General features: G+C 38.2%; 13 protein-coding genes. 9 read left to right on the top strand and 4 right to left on the bottom strand.

Going from position 1 to position 14,586, the window contains the following annotated elements:
* Positions 1-39: 39 nt before the first annotated feature.
* The 4 genes from CLV62_RS04535 to CLV62_RS04520 all read left to right on the top strand — a co-directional run bounded on the left by CLV62_RS04535 (position 40) and on the right by CLV62_RS04520 (position 3,801).
* The gene (locus CLV62_RS04535; protein ID WP_110309605.1) at positions 40-1,212 is read left to right on the top strand and encodes a pyridoxal phosphate-dependent aminotransferase; all 1,173 of its coding nucleotides are present in this window, start codon (positions 40-42) and stop codon (positions 1,210-1,212) included.
* Positions 1,213-1,224: 12 nt separating this feature from the next.
* Positions 1,225-1,782, top strand: coding sequence for a GNAT family N-acetyltransferase (locus tag CLV62_RS04530; protein WP_110309604.1), 558 nt, complete (start codon positions 1,225-1,227; stop codon positions 1,780-1,782).
* Positions 1,783-1,883: 101 nt separating this feature from the next.
* Positions 1,884-2,945, top strand: a complete 1,062-nt coding sequence (locus CLV62_RS04525; protein ID WP_110309603.1) for a bifunctional 3-deoxy-7-phosphoheptulonate synthase/chorismate mutase type II — start codon at positions 1,884-1,886, stop codon at positions 2,943-2,945.
* Between the two features lie 82 nt (positions 2,946-3,027).
* Complete coding sequence (locus CLV62_RS04520) at positions 3,028-3,801, top strand: prephenate dehydrogenase (protein WP_110309602.1); 774 nt, start codon at positions 3,028-3,030, stop codon at positions 3,799-3,801.
* A 125-nt stretch (positions 3,802-3,926) separates the two neighbouring features.
* Here CLV62_RS04520 and sufB read toward each other — a convergent pair whose 3' ends face one another.
* On the bottom strand, positions 3,927-5,375 hold the full coding sequence (gene sufB / locus CLV62_RS04515) for a Fe-S cluster assembly protein SufB (RefSeq protein WP_110309601.1): 1,449 nt from the start codon (positions 5,373-5,375) through the stop codon (positions 3,927-3,929).
* A gap of 323 nt (positions 5,376-5,698) precedes the next feature.
* On the opposite strand from sufB, the gene CLV62_RS04510 reads away from it, so the two are divergent.
* The 5 genes from CLV62_RS04510 to queA all read left to right on the top strand — a co-directional run bounded on the left by CLV62_RS04510 (position 5,699) and on the right by queA (position 9,928).
* Positions 5,699-6,577, top strand: coding sequence for a cell division protein FtsX (locus CLV62_RS04510; protein ID WP_110309600.1), 879 nt, complete (start codon positions 5,699-5,701; stop codon positions 6,575-6,577).
* A 50-nt stretch (positions 6,578-6,627) separates the two neighbouring features.
* Entirely contained in the window at positions 6,628-6,891 is a 264-nt protein-coding gene (locus CLV62_RS04505) for a DUF3098 domain-containing protein (protein WP_110309599.1), read from the top strand.
* 44 nt (positions 6,892-6,935) lie between these two features.
* Positions 6,936-7,730, top strand: coding sequence for an undecaprenyl-diphosphate phosphatase (locus CLV62_RS04500; protein WP_110309598.1), 795 nt, complete (start codon positions 6,936-6,938; stop codon positions 7,728-7,730).
* A 156-nt stretch (positions 7,731-7,886) separates the two neighbouring features.
* Complete coding sequence (truB, locus tag CLV62_RS04495) at positions 7,887-8,567, top strand: tRNA pseudouridine(55) synthase TruB (protein ID WP_110309597.1); 681 nt, start codon at positions 7,887-7,889, stop codon at positions 8,565-8,567.
* A 311-nt stretch (positions 8,568-8,878) separates the two neighbouring features.
* Positions 8,879-9,928 (top strand): tRNA preQ1(34) S-adenosylmethionine ribosyltransferase-isomerase QueA, encoded by a 1,050-nt coding sequence (gene queA / locus CLV62_RS04490; RefSeq protein WP_110309596.1) that lies wholly within the window; start codon positions 8,879-8,881, stop codon positions 9,926-9,928.
* A 115-nt stretch (positions 9,929-10,043) separates the two neighbouring features.
* Here the strand turns inward: queA and xylE are convergent, their stop codons facing one another.
* The 3 genes from xylE to CLV62_RS04475 form a co-directional block, all read right to left on the bottom strand.
* Complete coding sequence (gene xylE, locus CLV62_RS04485) at positions 10,044-11,600, bottom strand: D-xylose transporter XylE (RefSeq protein ID WP_110309595.1); 1,557 nt, start codon at positions 11,598-11,600, stop codon at positions 10,044-10,046.
* An 82-nt stretch (positions 11,601-11,682) separates the two neighbouring features.
* On the bottom strand, positions 11,683-13,011 hold the full coding sequence (gene xylA / locus CLV62_RS04480) for a xylose isomerase (protein WP_110309594.1): 1,329 nt from the start codon (positions 13,009-13,011) through the stop codon (positions 11,683-11,685).
* Positions 13,012-13,068: 57 nt separating this feature from the next.
* Entirely contained in the window at positions 13,069-14,544 is a 1,476-nt protein-coding gene (locus CLV62_RS04475; protein ID WP_110309593.1) for a xylulokinase, read from the bottom strand.
* Between the last annotated feature and the right edge of the window lie 42 nt (positions 14,545-14,586).

The raw sequence follows: 14,586 nt of genomic DNA, 5'->3' as shown, positions 1-14,586 counted from the left end.
AACCGGAATTATCATTAAATTGTAACTTTACTTAGAAATATGAGCACGAAACAGATTACTCCGGCAGAGCGCCTCAATTCTATTAGCGAATACTATTTCTCGACAAAACTTAAAGAAGTTGCCGAGATGAATGCAGCAGGCAAAAATGTAATAAGCCTGGGCATAGGAAGCCCCGATCTGCCTCCTTCCAAAGAGACGATAGAGGCTCTATGCGAATCGGCTGTAAAACCAGACGTACACGGATATCAGCCTTACGTAGGTATACCCGAACTACGCTGTGCTTTCGCTGATTGGTACAAGAAATGGTATAAGGTAGATTTAGACCCTTCTCGGGAAGTTCAGCCGCTTATAGGATCTAAGGAAGGAATCTTACATATTTCACTTACATTTCTTAATCCCGGAGATGGTGTACTCATCCCAAATCCCGGTTACCCGACATATACATCAGTTAGTAATCTGGTGCAAGCCAAAATACATACTTACGATCTGGATGAGAACAATAATTGGCAGCCGGATTTTGAGGCTCTCGAAAAAACAGACTTGTCGAATGTAAAATTGATGTGGGTTAATTATCCCAATATGCCTACCGGAGCAAATGCAACAGTAGAATTATATGAGCGTTTGGTCGCGTTCGGTAAGAAACACGGAATTGTAATCGTCAATGATAATCCATATAGCTTTATTTTAAATACAAACAGATTGAGCATCCTGCAAATAGAAGGGGCTAAAGATATTTGTATTGAAATGAATTCGCTCAGCAAATCGCACAATATGCCGGGGTGGCGTATGGCTATGTTGGCATCCAATCCGCAATTTGTACAATGGATACTGAAAGTGAAAAGTAATATCGACAGCGGTCAGTTTAAACCTGTTCAATTAGCAGCTATTGCAGCACTCAACAATTCGGAAGAATGGCATATAGAGAATAATATCAACTTATACACGGCCCGCCGCAAGTATGCAGAGCAAATAATGGATACCTTAGGCTGTACTTTTGATCCGAAGCAAGTAGGTCTGTTCTTATGGGGAAAAATTCCTGATACGTACAAAGACAGTGCTGAACTGGCAGACAAAATTCTATATGAAGCAAATGTATTCCTTACCCCCGGATTTATATTCGGCGATAAAGGCAAAAGATACATCCGCATCTCTCTTTGCTGCAATGAGCAAATGCTGAAAGAGGCTTTGGAAAGAATAAAAAAACTGGCTTAAATTCTATCAGACATGAAATTTGAAGCAATAGAATCAGTCTTAAAGAACGGAGAAACCATAGTTATCCGTGAAGCCCGAATGAACGATGCCGAAGAGCTGGTAGCTGTTGTAAAGGAATATGTTGAAGAGAGTGAATTTATACCCTACACTCAAGGAGAATTTAACCTTACGGCGGATGAAGAAGCCACATGGATCAAATCTCTTATCGACAGCAAAAATAGCCTGCTATTAGTAGCAACATACGATAATCGGATCATTGGGAATATAAGCCTTAACGGAGCCCAAAGAGAAATGATGAAACACACCTCTTGCATTGGTATAGGTATGCTTGCATCATGGAGGGGCAAAGGAGTTGGATCAGCATTTTTTGAGGCTGCAATAAAATGGGCTAAAGAAAATCCATCGATAGAAATTCTTTGGCTGGGAACATACGTAACCAATAAAAATGGAATTGCACTCTATCATAAATTCGGTTTTACAGAGATTGGAAGGCATCCCGATTTTATTAAGCTATCATCTGATGAATATGTAGATGAGATAACAATGACATTAAAGGTTGCGAATATTTAATAGAGGCATGATTCTTTATAAACTCAACTCTGTGATATACCTTTGTGACCTCTGTATGTAAACAAAAAAAGTAATAATCAATAATTAAAATAAAAAACAAGATGAAATTAGAATCAATTTTACTTCCGGGAGTAGACCCGAAAAGACCTTTCGTTATTGCAGGACCTTGCAGTGCCGAAACTGAAGACCAAGTAATGGAAACTGCCAAACAACTGGCAGCTGACGGTATTAAAGTAATGCGTGCCGGAATATGGAAACCCCGTACTAAACCCGGAGGTTTTGAAGGTATCGGAAGCGAAGGCTTAGCTTGGTTGAAGAGAGTGAAAAAAGAAACGGGAATGTATGTTTCTACAGAAGTTGCCACTCAAAAACATGTATACGAAGCTCTTAAATACGGAGTAGATTTACTTTGGATCGGTGCACGTACAACTGCAAACCCTTTTGCTGTACAAGAAATTGCAGAAGCTTTACAAGGAGTCGATATTCCTGTACTAGTAAAGAATCCTGTAAATCCTGATCTCGAATTATGGATCGGTGCACTGGAACGTTTAAGCAATGTTGGTTTAACTAAACTGGGAGCTATACACAGAGGATTCAGTTCTTTCGACAAAAAGATATACCGTAACCTTCCACAATGGCATATACCAATCGAATTGAAACGTCGTTACCCTGATCTTCCGATCATTTGCGACCCTAGCCATATCGGAGGAAAACGCGATTTGATTCAACCGCTTTCTCAACAAGCTATGGATTTGAATTTCGAAGGTCTGATCATCGAAACACATTGCAACCCCGATTCTGCTTGGAGTGATGCTTCTCAACAAGTAACACCTGAGAGATTAAAGGAAATACTAGGTGCATTAATTATACGTGAAGGTAAACAAACAACTGAAGATTTATCAGCTCTTCGCCGTCAAATTGATGAAGCAGACGATCAGTTACTCGAACTTATAGCTAAACGCATGCGTGTTTCCAAAGAGATCGGCACTTTCAAAAAAGAGCATAATATGACTATCGTACAAACCGATCGTTATGATGAAATTCTGACTAAACGTATTGCTCAAGCTACTGAAATGGGTATGAATCCTGAATTTATGCGTGTTATACTAGAAGCTATACACGAAGAATCAGTAAGAGTGCAACTGGATATTTTAAATAAATAAAAGTCGGAAGACCTCTTTATAAAAATTAAATAGCCAGTTGATAAATCAATAAACAACTGGCTATATTTTATAATACACAGTTATGAAAATATTAATATTAGGTGCAGGAAAGATGGGATCTTTCTTTTCTGATGTACTGAGTTCCAATCATGAGGTTGCGATATTTGACACAAACCCCGATCGATTAAAATTCGCTTACAATGTGGTAAGGATGAGTGATCCGAAAGAAATTTCGGAATTCAATCCGGAGTTAGTTATCAATGCGGCAACCGTAAAATATACTATTGATGCATTCAAAACTATTCTGCCATACATTAGCGAAACTTGTATTATCTCGGATATAGCATCGGTAAAAACAGGCTTACAGGAATTTTACGCATCCATAAAACAACCTTTTGCCTCTTCACACCCTATGTTCGGACCTACCTTTGCCGATCTGCGGAACCTTAGCACCCAAAGTGCCATTGTTATATCAGAATCATCGGAAAAGGGTAAAGAGTTCTTTCTGGATTTATACAGAAGCCTACACCTTCAAGTATTTGAATACAGCTTCGATGAGCATGATCAAACGATAGCCTATTCGCTATCTATACCTTTTGCTTCAACTCTGGTATTTGCCTCGGTTATGAAACATCAGGAAGCTCCAGGAACTACTTTCAAAAGACACATGGATATTGCCAAAGGTCTTTTGTCGGAAGACGATTTCCTTTTGACTGAGATTTTATTCAACCCATATACTCCACAACAAGTGGAACAGATAAGAGAAGAACTGGGACAATTGCTTTCAATCATCGAAAAGAAAGATGCCGGTGAAATGTTAGAATTCTTAACGAAAGTGAGAAAAAATATAGAATAGTTGTAGGGGCGTATTGCATACGCCCGTAATTTTTTAGAGCGTATGCAATACGCCCCTACAAAGCAAAAAAAAGAGTATTTCTAATTGAAATACTCTTTTCATTTATATAGTATAAATTATTTCGATCAACCGACGCTACCCTCTAAACTAATTTGGAGTAATTTCTGAGCTTCTACCGCAAATTCCATAGGAAGTTTTTGCATAACTTCTTTTGCATAACCGTTTACAATCAATCCTACTGCATCTTCGGTGGCTATACCTCGTTGATTACAATAAAAAACCTGATCTTCGCTAATCTTGGAAGTTGTAGCCTCGTGTTCTATAATAGCTGAAGAGTTAGCTATTTCGGAATACGGAAATGTATGGGCACCGCATCTATCACCGAGCAATAAACTATCACATTGTGAGTGATTACGGGCATTCTCAGCCTTTGGAGACACCTTTACCAATCCTCTATAAGAGTTCTGACTTTGTCCTGCCGAGATACCTTTAGAAACAATACGGCTTCGGGTATTTTTACCAATGTGAATCATCTTCGTTCCTGTATCTGCTTGCTGATGATGGTTAGTAACTGCAACCGAGTAGAATTCTCCGCTTGAGTTATCTCCGACCAATATACAAGACGGGTACTTCCATGTTATAGCTGAACCTGTTTCAACCTGAGTCCACGATATTTTAGATGATTCTCCTTTACAGATTCCACGTTTAGTTACAAAGTTGTAGATACCGCCTTTACCCTCTTTATCACCCGGATACCAGTTTTGAACAGTCGAATATTTCACTTCTGCACGATCCATAGCAACTATCTCAACAATAGCAGCATGCAGCTGGTTTTCGTCCCTCATAGGAGCAGTACAGCCTTCCAGGTAACTCACATACGAATCGTCATCGGCAACAAGTAAAGTTCTTTCGAACTGACCTGTATTAGCTGCATTGATACGGAAGTAAGTCGAAAGCTCCATCGGGCAACGAACTCCCTTTGGAATATAAGCGAACGAACCGTCACTAAATACAGCCGAGTTTAAAGCCGCAAAATAATTATCCTTGGATGGAACAACCGTCCCTAAGTACTTCTTAACCAAGTCAGGATATTCCTGCACGGCTTCACCGAAAGAACAAAAGATAATTCCTTTTTCGGACAATACATCCCTGAATGTCGTTTTTACTGAAACGCTGTCCATTACAACATCCACAGCCATTCCTACTAATTTTTTTTGCTCGTTTATAGAAATACCTAATTTATCGAATGTCTTCAATAATTCGGGGTCTACCTGATCTAAACTTTCGGGAGCTATTTTTTGTTTTGGAGCCGAATAATAAATTACATCCTGATAGTTAATCTCAGGAATATCTAACTGTGCCCATTCAGGCATTTTCATTGTAAGCCAATGTCTGTAAGCATTCAGTCTGTATTCCAACAACCATTCGGGTTCATTTTTTTTAGATGAAATCAGCCTGATCACATCTTCATTCAAACCCTTACCAATGGATTCGTTTTCTATATCGGTTACGAAACCATATTTATAATCACCGGATGTTATCTCATCCAATATTGTATCTTGATCTTCTTGCATTTTATATTTAATCCTTTAGTACAATTGATATTTTTAATAATAAACCCTTTCTATTATATATGCGAATATATAAAAGATTACACATATATGAAAACAATCAGCCAAGAGGGTTTGTTCTAGCTATAATAAAATCGAGATATTGATCGGCAAAATTAAGACATTCTAATAATCATATTACCCGGTATTCTGGATTTTTATAATTAAAAAACATAAAAAATGCTACAAAACAGCATTATATTTTGTTTCTTTGCACCAAATTAAGGCGTGAAGTATCTAAATCACTCATATCGAAGATACAAAAATAAAAGCAGAGTAAATATTTTATGTCAAAAAATCGTCAACTAAAGACTACATCTCTATTTGGAACCGGTGTAACTACAACTGTAAGTATTACCTTAGTTTTATTTTTACTGGGATTGACTTTTTTTGTAGGAGTTATGGGACGCGAAATCTCATCATTTATAAAAGAGAACCTCAGTATAACGATAGAGTTATCAGACGACACAACAGATGCCGCCGCTGCAAAACTTCAAAAACAGCTTAATGCCAAGCCTTATATAAAATCGGTAACCTTCATCAGTAAAGATGAAATTAAAAAGGAACTGATAGAAGAGTTAGGCGGTGACCCTGAAGAAATACTGGGATATACACCGGCATCAAATTATTTTGACATTACTCTAAAATCCGAATATGCCAATATCGACAGCATCAAGGTGGTTGAGAAAAGCCTTAAAGGACAAAAAATTGTAAAGAGTTTCTTATATAGCGAAGATACGATAGAGATGATCAACTCGAACCTATCGAAGGTAGGAACAGGATTATTGATACTAGCCGTTATATTGATGTTTATATCATTCACTCTTATCAGAAACACTATCCGGCTTAACATTTATGCCAAACGTTTTTTAATAAACACCATGCAATTGGTTGGTGCCACAAATGGTTTTATTCGTAAACCTTTTGTCATTAAAGCAATAGTATATGGTGTGATAGCTGCTATCATCGCAAATATCGGAATCACTGCATTGATATATATGCTGGCTAAAGAGTTTCCTGAAATCATCTCGATAATAAGGATGCAGAATCTGGTTATCCTCTATGTTGTTGTTTTGGCATTAGGTATAATCCTTCCGCTTTTGGCAACCACATCGGCAGTAAACCGATATTTAAATATGAATACAAATAACTTGTATCACGCTTAATATAAAAAGTAAACAAGTGGGCAAGTAAAACGAGTAAACTAAAAAAGAAGATGGAAAAGAAAAATTTTGCATTAGGCAAACTTAATTACATAATATGTGCAGCATCGTTTGCGATTATTATGATTGGTTTTTTATTAATGACAGGCTCGTCAACCAGTATCGAAAGCGGTTTTCAACCTGATATTTTTAGCACGCGACGTATTGTTGCAGGTCCCATGTTTTCTTTTTTTGGTTTCTTACTGATGATAGTCGGAATATTATACCCGAACAAGCAAAAAGACGATTCTTTAGCTCAGGATTCCCCCAAAGCATAACATAACACACCGGAAAATATAAAATAAAACGTACTATTTAAAGAATGGATACACTACAGACTATTATTATAGCCATTGTAGAAGGGCTTACAGAGTTTCTACCAATATCATCGACCGGTCACATGATTATAGCTGAGAAGCTATTAGGCATCGAGAGTACCGATTTCGTTAAAGCATTTACAGTTATCATCCAATTCGGAGCCATATTATCTGTATTAGTTCTTTATTGGAAACGTTTCTTCCAATCGTGGGATTTCTACATTAAATTATTAATCGGATTTATACCTGCTGCTATTTTGGGGCTTTTATTCAATGATGTTATTGATGATATGCTCGAAAACGTATATGTAGTAGCTACAACTTTGGTTTTAGGAGGTATTGTTATGCTATTCGTTGATAAATGGTTTAACTCTCCCGACAAGGACAAAGAAATCACCTATAAGAATGCATTTATTATTGGATGTTTCCAATGTATTGCTATGATTCCCGGCGTATCCCGCTCAATGTCAACTATTGTCGGAGGTATGAGTCAAAAACTGACACGTAAATCGGCTGCCGAATTTTCTTTCTTTCTTGCAGTGCCTACTATGGCAGCGGCAACAGGATATAAATTACTAAAGCTACTGATGCAACCTGACGGGGCTCAGATTCTACAAGACAATATGTCAACCTTAATCATTGGTAATTTAGTTGCATTTGTTGTAGCTATGCTAGCCATTAAATTCTTTATCGGCTATGTAACCAAATACGGATTCAAGCTATTTGGCTGGTACAGAATCGTTTTAGGACTAGGAATTCTTATTTACTTACTTACAGGTCACGACCTGAATATTCTATAAGGTCACAGACCCTATTTATTACTTTGGCAAGTAAGGTCACAGACCTATTTATTGCTTTGGCAAGTATAAAAATAGTTAACAGGTATATGAGTAAACAAACTTTGAGGCTCGTAAATTTAAAAAGATCATTAAATACTTGCTATTATAAAAAAACAGATGGATTTCATTTCGGGAGAAATTATATATATAGATAAACCTTTAAACTGGACATCTTTTGATTTGGTACGGAAATTGCGTAGTAAATTATGTAGAGGTTTGAATATAAAGAAACTGAAAGTTGGTCATGCCGGAACATTAGACCCTTTGGCAACAGGGGTAATGATTATATGTACCGGAAAAAAGACCAAACTTATCGAGACTTTCCAGTATCAGGGAAAGGAATATGTAGCTACTATTAAACTAGGCGCCACTACTCCTTCTTTCGATTTGGAAACGGAAGTAGATAAAACCTTTCCGACCGCGCATATAACAAAAGAGCTGGTCGAGGAAACACTTAAGTCATTTGTTGGACGGATCGAGCAGATTCCCCCGGCATATTCGGCTTGCAAAGTAAACGGTGAAAGAGCTTATAATCTGGCACGTAACGGTGAAGAGGTAGAACTAAAACCGAAAGTACTTGTTATAGATGAGATAGAGTTACTCGATTTCGCCAAAGACAGTATTAAAATACGCGTAGTATGCAGTAAAGGCACTTATATCAGAGCTTTGGCACGAGATATTGGTGAAGCACTTCAATCAGGAGGACATCTTACAGCTCTTATACGTACCCGGATTGGAGAAGTTACTCTAGATCAATGTATGAAGGCAGAAGATATAGATAATATTATCTATCAGTAAACAGCTGACAGGATACCGTAGAGGCTGACTTGTGTGTCTGCCCGAATCAGGAAAAAGTAAACAGTAAAAAAAGAGATAATAAGACAGTAGAAAAAGTGTTACTTTTGTCACTTTTGTCACCTTTTTTATCAGTATCTTTTGATTAACAATCACTTATGAAAGTGAAAAAAGTGACACTTATTACTCATTTACGAGTAACTTTTGTTACTTATTTTGTTTACTTTTTGCGACTAATGAGTCTTTATGGTAGAGATTTTAAAGCTTTGATAGGCATAAATAATAATAAGAAATAAATAAACAGATATATAAATATGAAACTTTCACAATTTAGATTCGATTTTCCAGAGGAACTAATTGCTAGTCATCCTAACAAGAATAGAGATGAATCACGAATGTTAGTTTTCGACCGAAAGACCGGTCAAGTCGAACATAAGCAATTTAAGGACATCCTTGAGTACTTCGATGATAAAGATGTTTTTGTTTTCAACGACACGAAAGTATTTCCTGCACGTCTTTACGGCAATAAAGAGAAAACAGGAGCAAAAATCGAGGTTTTCTTATTACGTGAACTCAACGAAGAATTCCATCTTTGGGATGTATTGGTTGATCCCGCCCGTAAAATAAGAATAGGCAATAAATTGTATTTTGGCGATGATGATTCGATGGTAGCCGAAGTAATTGACAATACAACTTCACGCGGACGTACACTAAGGTTCTTATATGATGGTCCGGCAGAAGAATTCAAGACAGCTCTTTATTCTTTAGGAGAAACACCAATTCCTAAGTATCTGGGTCGTCAGGAGGAAGAAGATGACAAACACAGATACCAAACCATATTTGCAAAAAACGAAGGTGCCGTTGTAGCTCCTGCGGCAGGTATGCACTTCAGCCGTGAATTGCTGAAGCGTATGGAAATAAAAGGGATTGATTTTGCTCATATCACTTTGCACTCAGGATTAGGCAACTACAGAGAAATTGATGTAGAAGACCTTACCAAGCACAAAATGGATTCGGAGCAAATGGAAGTTACACAACATGCTGCCGATATTGTAAATAAAGCAAAAGCGAATGGGGCTAAGATCTGTGCCGTAGGTACATCATCTATGCGAGCTATAGAAACGATCGTAAGTACCGACCATCAGTTAAAAGCAAGCAAGGGATGGACTAACAAGTTTATATTCCCTCCTTATGAGTTTAACATTGCTGATGCCATGGTAACAAACTTACACCTTCCACAATCAACACTACTTATGATGACTGCTGCATTTGGCGGATATGATAAAGTAATGGAATTGTACGAAGAAGCTGTAAAAGAGAAATACCGTTTCGGAACTTATGGCGACTCGATGCTAATTCTTTAAGAAACAAGACATTTTGTCATACATCATAAAAAACGGACGAAAAGCTAAATATTGCTTTTCGTCCGTTTCTTTTTTAATCGCTATACTCGCCTGAGTAATAAAAAGGTCTGTGACCTTATTTTTTCCAAAGCTGTTCCATATCCTCTAAAGTCTTACCTTTTGTTTCAGGAAGGAATTTCCAAACAAACACAGCAGCCAGCACAGACATAGCACCGTATATCCAATAAGCAAATCCATGGTTGAATGTACTTACTAAAGTTTCATTCTTATCCATAATAGGGAAAGTCCACGAAATAAGAAAATTCGACACCCATTGTGCAGCAACTGCGATGGACATCACAGACGATCGTACTGAGTTCGGGAATATTTCAGACAACATAACCCAGCAAACAGGTCCCCATGACATGGCAAACCCTGCAGTGTATGTCAACATAAAAATCAATTTCAAAGTTCCATTCAGGTTTTGAGAGAATGAGGTTCCCAATCCTAACATAGATACAGCCATAATCAATGCACCAATAATCAACAGGGGTTTACGACCGAATTTATCCACAGTCATAATTGCCAATACTGTAAACGACAAGTTTATTATACCGACAATGATGGTTTGTAACAAAGCCGAATCTGTTCCCGATCCCATACTCTTGAAAATCTCAGGAGCATAATACAACACAACATTGATTCCTACAAACTGCTGGAAAGCAGAAAGTAACACCCCAGTTATAATGATAAGGAATCCATAAGAACGGATAGGTACAAACAGAGCTATTATAAAACTACAGATCATTGATATTTCAAGAGCACTTGGTACTCCCGCAAGGGAAAGAGCCAAAAGACCGACAACGAACAAAACTAACCATGTCATCATAAACTTATAATATGGTTTTAATGAGGCTGTTTCATCTTTGTCAAAACTATATTGGATTTCATCCATTTCTTTCTTGGCAGCAGTAGCTCCAACAAGTTTAGTCAGAATATCGAGACCTTTTTCTTTATGCCCTTTCATTATCAACCATCTTGGAGTCTCAGGAGCAAAGAACAACAGTACAAAGAATAGACCCGAAGGAATTGCCAATGAGGCAAACATCCATCTCCAGCCCATTGCATGCAACCATTGAGTATCGCCTTGTTTTGCTATAAAGTAATTAACAAAGTACACAACCAACATACCAAATATAATGGCAAATTGATTGAGAGCGACTAAGCTGCCTCGTTTCTCAGGAGGAGCTATTTCGGCAATATACATAGGAGATACCATAGAAGCAATACCAACCCCTATTCCACCGATGATACGGTAAAAAACGAAATGGTACACAAATGTATGATCCTGTACATCGGGCATATGATAGCCTATTTCAGGCCACGCTGAGCCTATAGCAGCAAACAAAAAGAGGATAGCTGCCGCAAATAAAGCCTTCTTACGACCAAATTGCTGACTTACCCATCCTGCAATAGCAGCTCCGAATATACATCCGATCAAAGCACTACTAATAACAAATCCTTCCATAGCGTTTGCCTCATTGGTTGGCAAACCCATAGGATCAATAAAAAAATGACGGAGAGATTCCACCGTACCCGAAATTACTGCCGTATCGTATCCGAAAAGCAATCCTCCGAGAGTAGCTATAACAGTTAGCCCGATGGTATATGATTTACTAGCTTCGTTTTTCATTAAAATGGTATTAAAAGGTATATAGAAACTATTATAAACAAGCAAGACTCCTTTGGTCTTGCTTGTTTATTTTAAATCATTATTAGATATGCATGTTTACAATAGCTTCATAAAGCTCTTGCTTACCACTGATTTGTGCAGGCTCGCCCGATTTATGAGCAATAGTGCGTAAATCTTCCAGAGTCAGTTTTCCATCTTCAAATGCTTTACCATTACCGCCATTGAATGAAGCATAACGAGCTTCACGCATTTTTGTATAATCTGAGTTTTGAAGTACGTCGGCAGCAATCAACAAACCACGTGCAAATGTATCCATACCCGATACATGAGCGATAAACAAATCTTCGGCATCTGTTGAGTTACGACGAATTTTAGCATCGAAGTTCACACCGCCGTTACCAACACCACCCGCAGGAAGCATTACTAACCACGCTTGAGCCAATTCATACAAGTCGATAGGGAATTGGTCTGTATCCCATCCGTTTTGATTATCTCCACGGTTAGCATCGATACTACCTAATAGACCAGCATCAACAGCTGCTTGTAATTCGTGTTCGAAAGTATGTCCTGCCAATGTAGCATGATTCACTTCGATATTTACTTTGAAATCATTCTCTAAACCATAATGACGGATAAAACCAATTACTGTTTCAGTATCAAAATCGTATTGATGTTTAGTTGGTTCCATTGGTTTAGGCTCGATAAGGAATGTTCCTTTGAAACCTTGTTTACGAGCATAGTCACGAGCCATAATAAGCATACGAGCCAAGTGATCTTTTTCACGCCTCATATCTGTATTCAAAAGGCTCATATAACCTTCGCGTCCTCCCCAGAATACATAATTTGCACCATCAAGAGCAATAGTAGCATCAATCGCATTTTTGATTTGAGTACCTGCGCATGCAACCACATCAAAATTAGGGTTTGTAGCCGCCCCATTCATATAGCGTTCGTTACTGAACACATTGGCAGTACCCCACAGTAATTTGATACCCGAAGCCGCTTGTTTCTCTTTAGCGTATTCTACAATAGCCTGAAGATTTTTTTCGTACTCCACCCAATTGTTGCCCGGCTCAATTAAATCCACATCGTGGAAGCAATAAAAACCGAAGCCCATTTTAGTCATGAACTCAAAACCTGCATCCATTTTATATTTAGCACGGCTAAGTGCATCAGCACCGTTTTTCCAAGGATGATGAATAGTGGGGCCGCCAAACGGATCGCCGCCATCAGCACACAATGTATGCCACCAAGCCATAGCGAAACGCATCCAGTCTTTCATAGACTTGCCCATTACTATTTGTTTTTCGTCATAATAACGAAACGCCAGTGGATTTTTACTTTCTTTTCCTTCAAATTTGATTTTTCCGATATTTGGGAAAAACTCTTTACTTCCTTTTAAAATTTCCATGATCTAGATTTTTGTAATATTTAAATGATTAATTTCTTATCTATTAGGTTTAAAGCCTTATTTGATTAATTCTTTCCAACGTTGATAAGCATCTCTGTACTGACTCGTCTTATCTAACTCAGGCTCCACAACTGATAGTTTCTCAAGAGAACCGAAAGCTTCATCGTTAGAAGCATAAATTCCGACTCCCATACCTGCACCTTTAGCAGCACCCGCAGCCCCATCTGTATTAAACAGTTCGATAGTTGCACCACTTACACTAGCCAAAGTCTGTGCAAAAAGAGGACTCAAAAACATATTGGCATAACCTGCTCTTATAAGATGGATGTTCATACCCATTTCTTTCATAATCTCCATACCATATTCGTATGAAAAGACAATTCCTTCCTGAGCTGCACGTAATAAATCGGATTTATTATGAACATTAAAGTTGATTCCGTGAATAGAGCAATTCACTTCTTTGTTTTCTAAAACACGTTCTGCCCCATTACCGAATGGTATAATAGATACACCGTTAGCCCCTATGGACGATTGTGCTGCCAGATTATTCATATCACCATAAGACAATCCGTCCAATGCCAGATTTCGTCTTAACCATGAATTAAGAATACCTGTACCATTGATACAAAGGAGAACACCCAGACGGGTCTGCTCTTCGGTATAATTGACGTGTGCAAATGTATTTACACGCGATTTTTTATCATAATCCAATTGATCCAATACTCCGTAAACTACCCCCGAAGTTCCGGCAGTAGATGCAATTTCACCGGGGTTGAACACATTTAAGGACAGTGCATTATTCGGTTGATCGCCTGCACGGTATGTAATTGGAGTACCTTGTTTCAAGCCAAGTTCTTTTGCTGCCGTAGCTGAAACTTCGCCTTGAAGTCCGAATATAGGTTTGATCTCGGGAAAAAAACTTTTAGGTATCCCGTAATAATTCAAGACATCCTCCGACAGGCATTTATTCTTAAAATCCCAGAACATACCTTCCGACAATCCTTCGATAGTCATAACGGCATCACCCGATAGTTTCATGGCGATATAATCACCGGGAAGCATCAATTTATCTATCTTTTGGAATATCTCGGGCTCATGTTCTTTCACCCAAGCTAATTTAGAAGCAGTGAAATTTCCGGGAGAGTTAAGTAGATGAGAAAGGCATTTTTCGTGTCCTATAGCATTGAAAGCTTTCTCCCCATAAGGAACCGCACGGCTATCGCACCAGATAATAGAAGGGCGAAGTACTTTCTGATCTTTATCAACAAGTACCAATCCATGCATCTGCCATGTGATACCTATCGCTTTGATGTCCTCACCCTTGATGCCCGATTTTGACATGATTGATTGATGGGCATTTTTCAGATTGTCCCACCACTCTTCGGGCTCTTGCTCTGCCCAACCCGGTTTAACCGCTGTAATTTTCATTTCTTCTTTCGGATAAAAATCCGAAGCTATTATCTTGCCCGAAGCAGCTTCAACCAAGCAGGCTTTCACAGAAGAACTACCTATGTCATATCCTAATAGATACATATATTTTATGTGTTTATGGTTATTAAGGTCACAGACCAGTTT

The organism is Indolivaga alginatilytica (assembly GCF_003201355.1).
In the GTDB taxonomy this organism is placed as follows: domain Bacteria; phylum Bacteroidota; class Bacteroidia; order Bacteroidales; family Dysgonomonadaceae; genus Dysgonomonas_A; species Dysgonomonas_A alginatilytica.
This window is presented reverse-complemented; position numbering and strand designations above follow the sequence as displayed.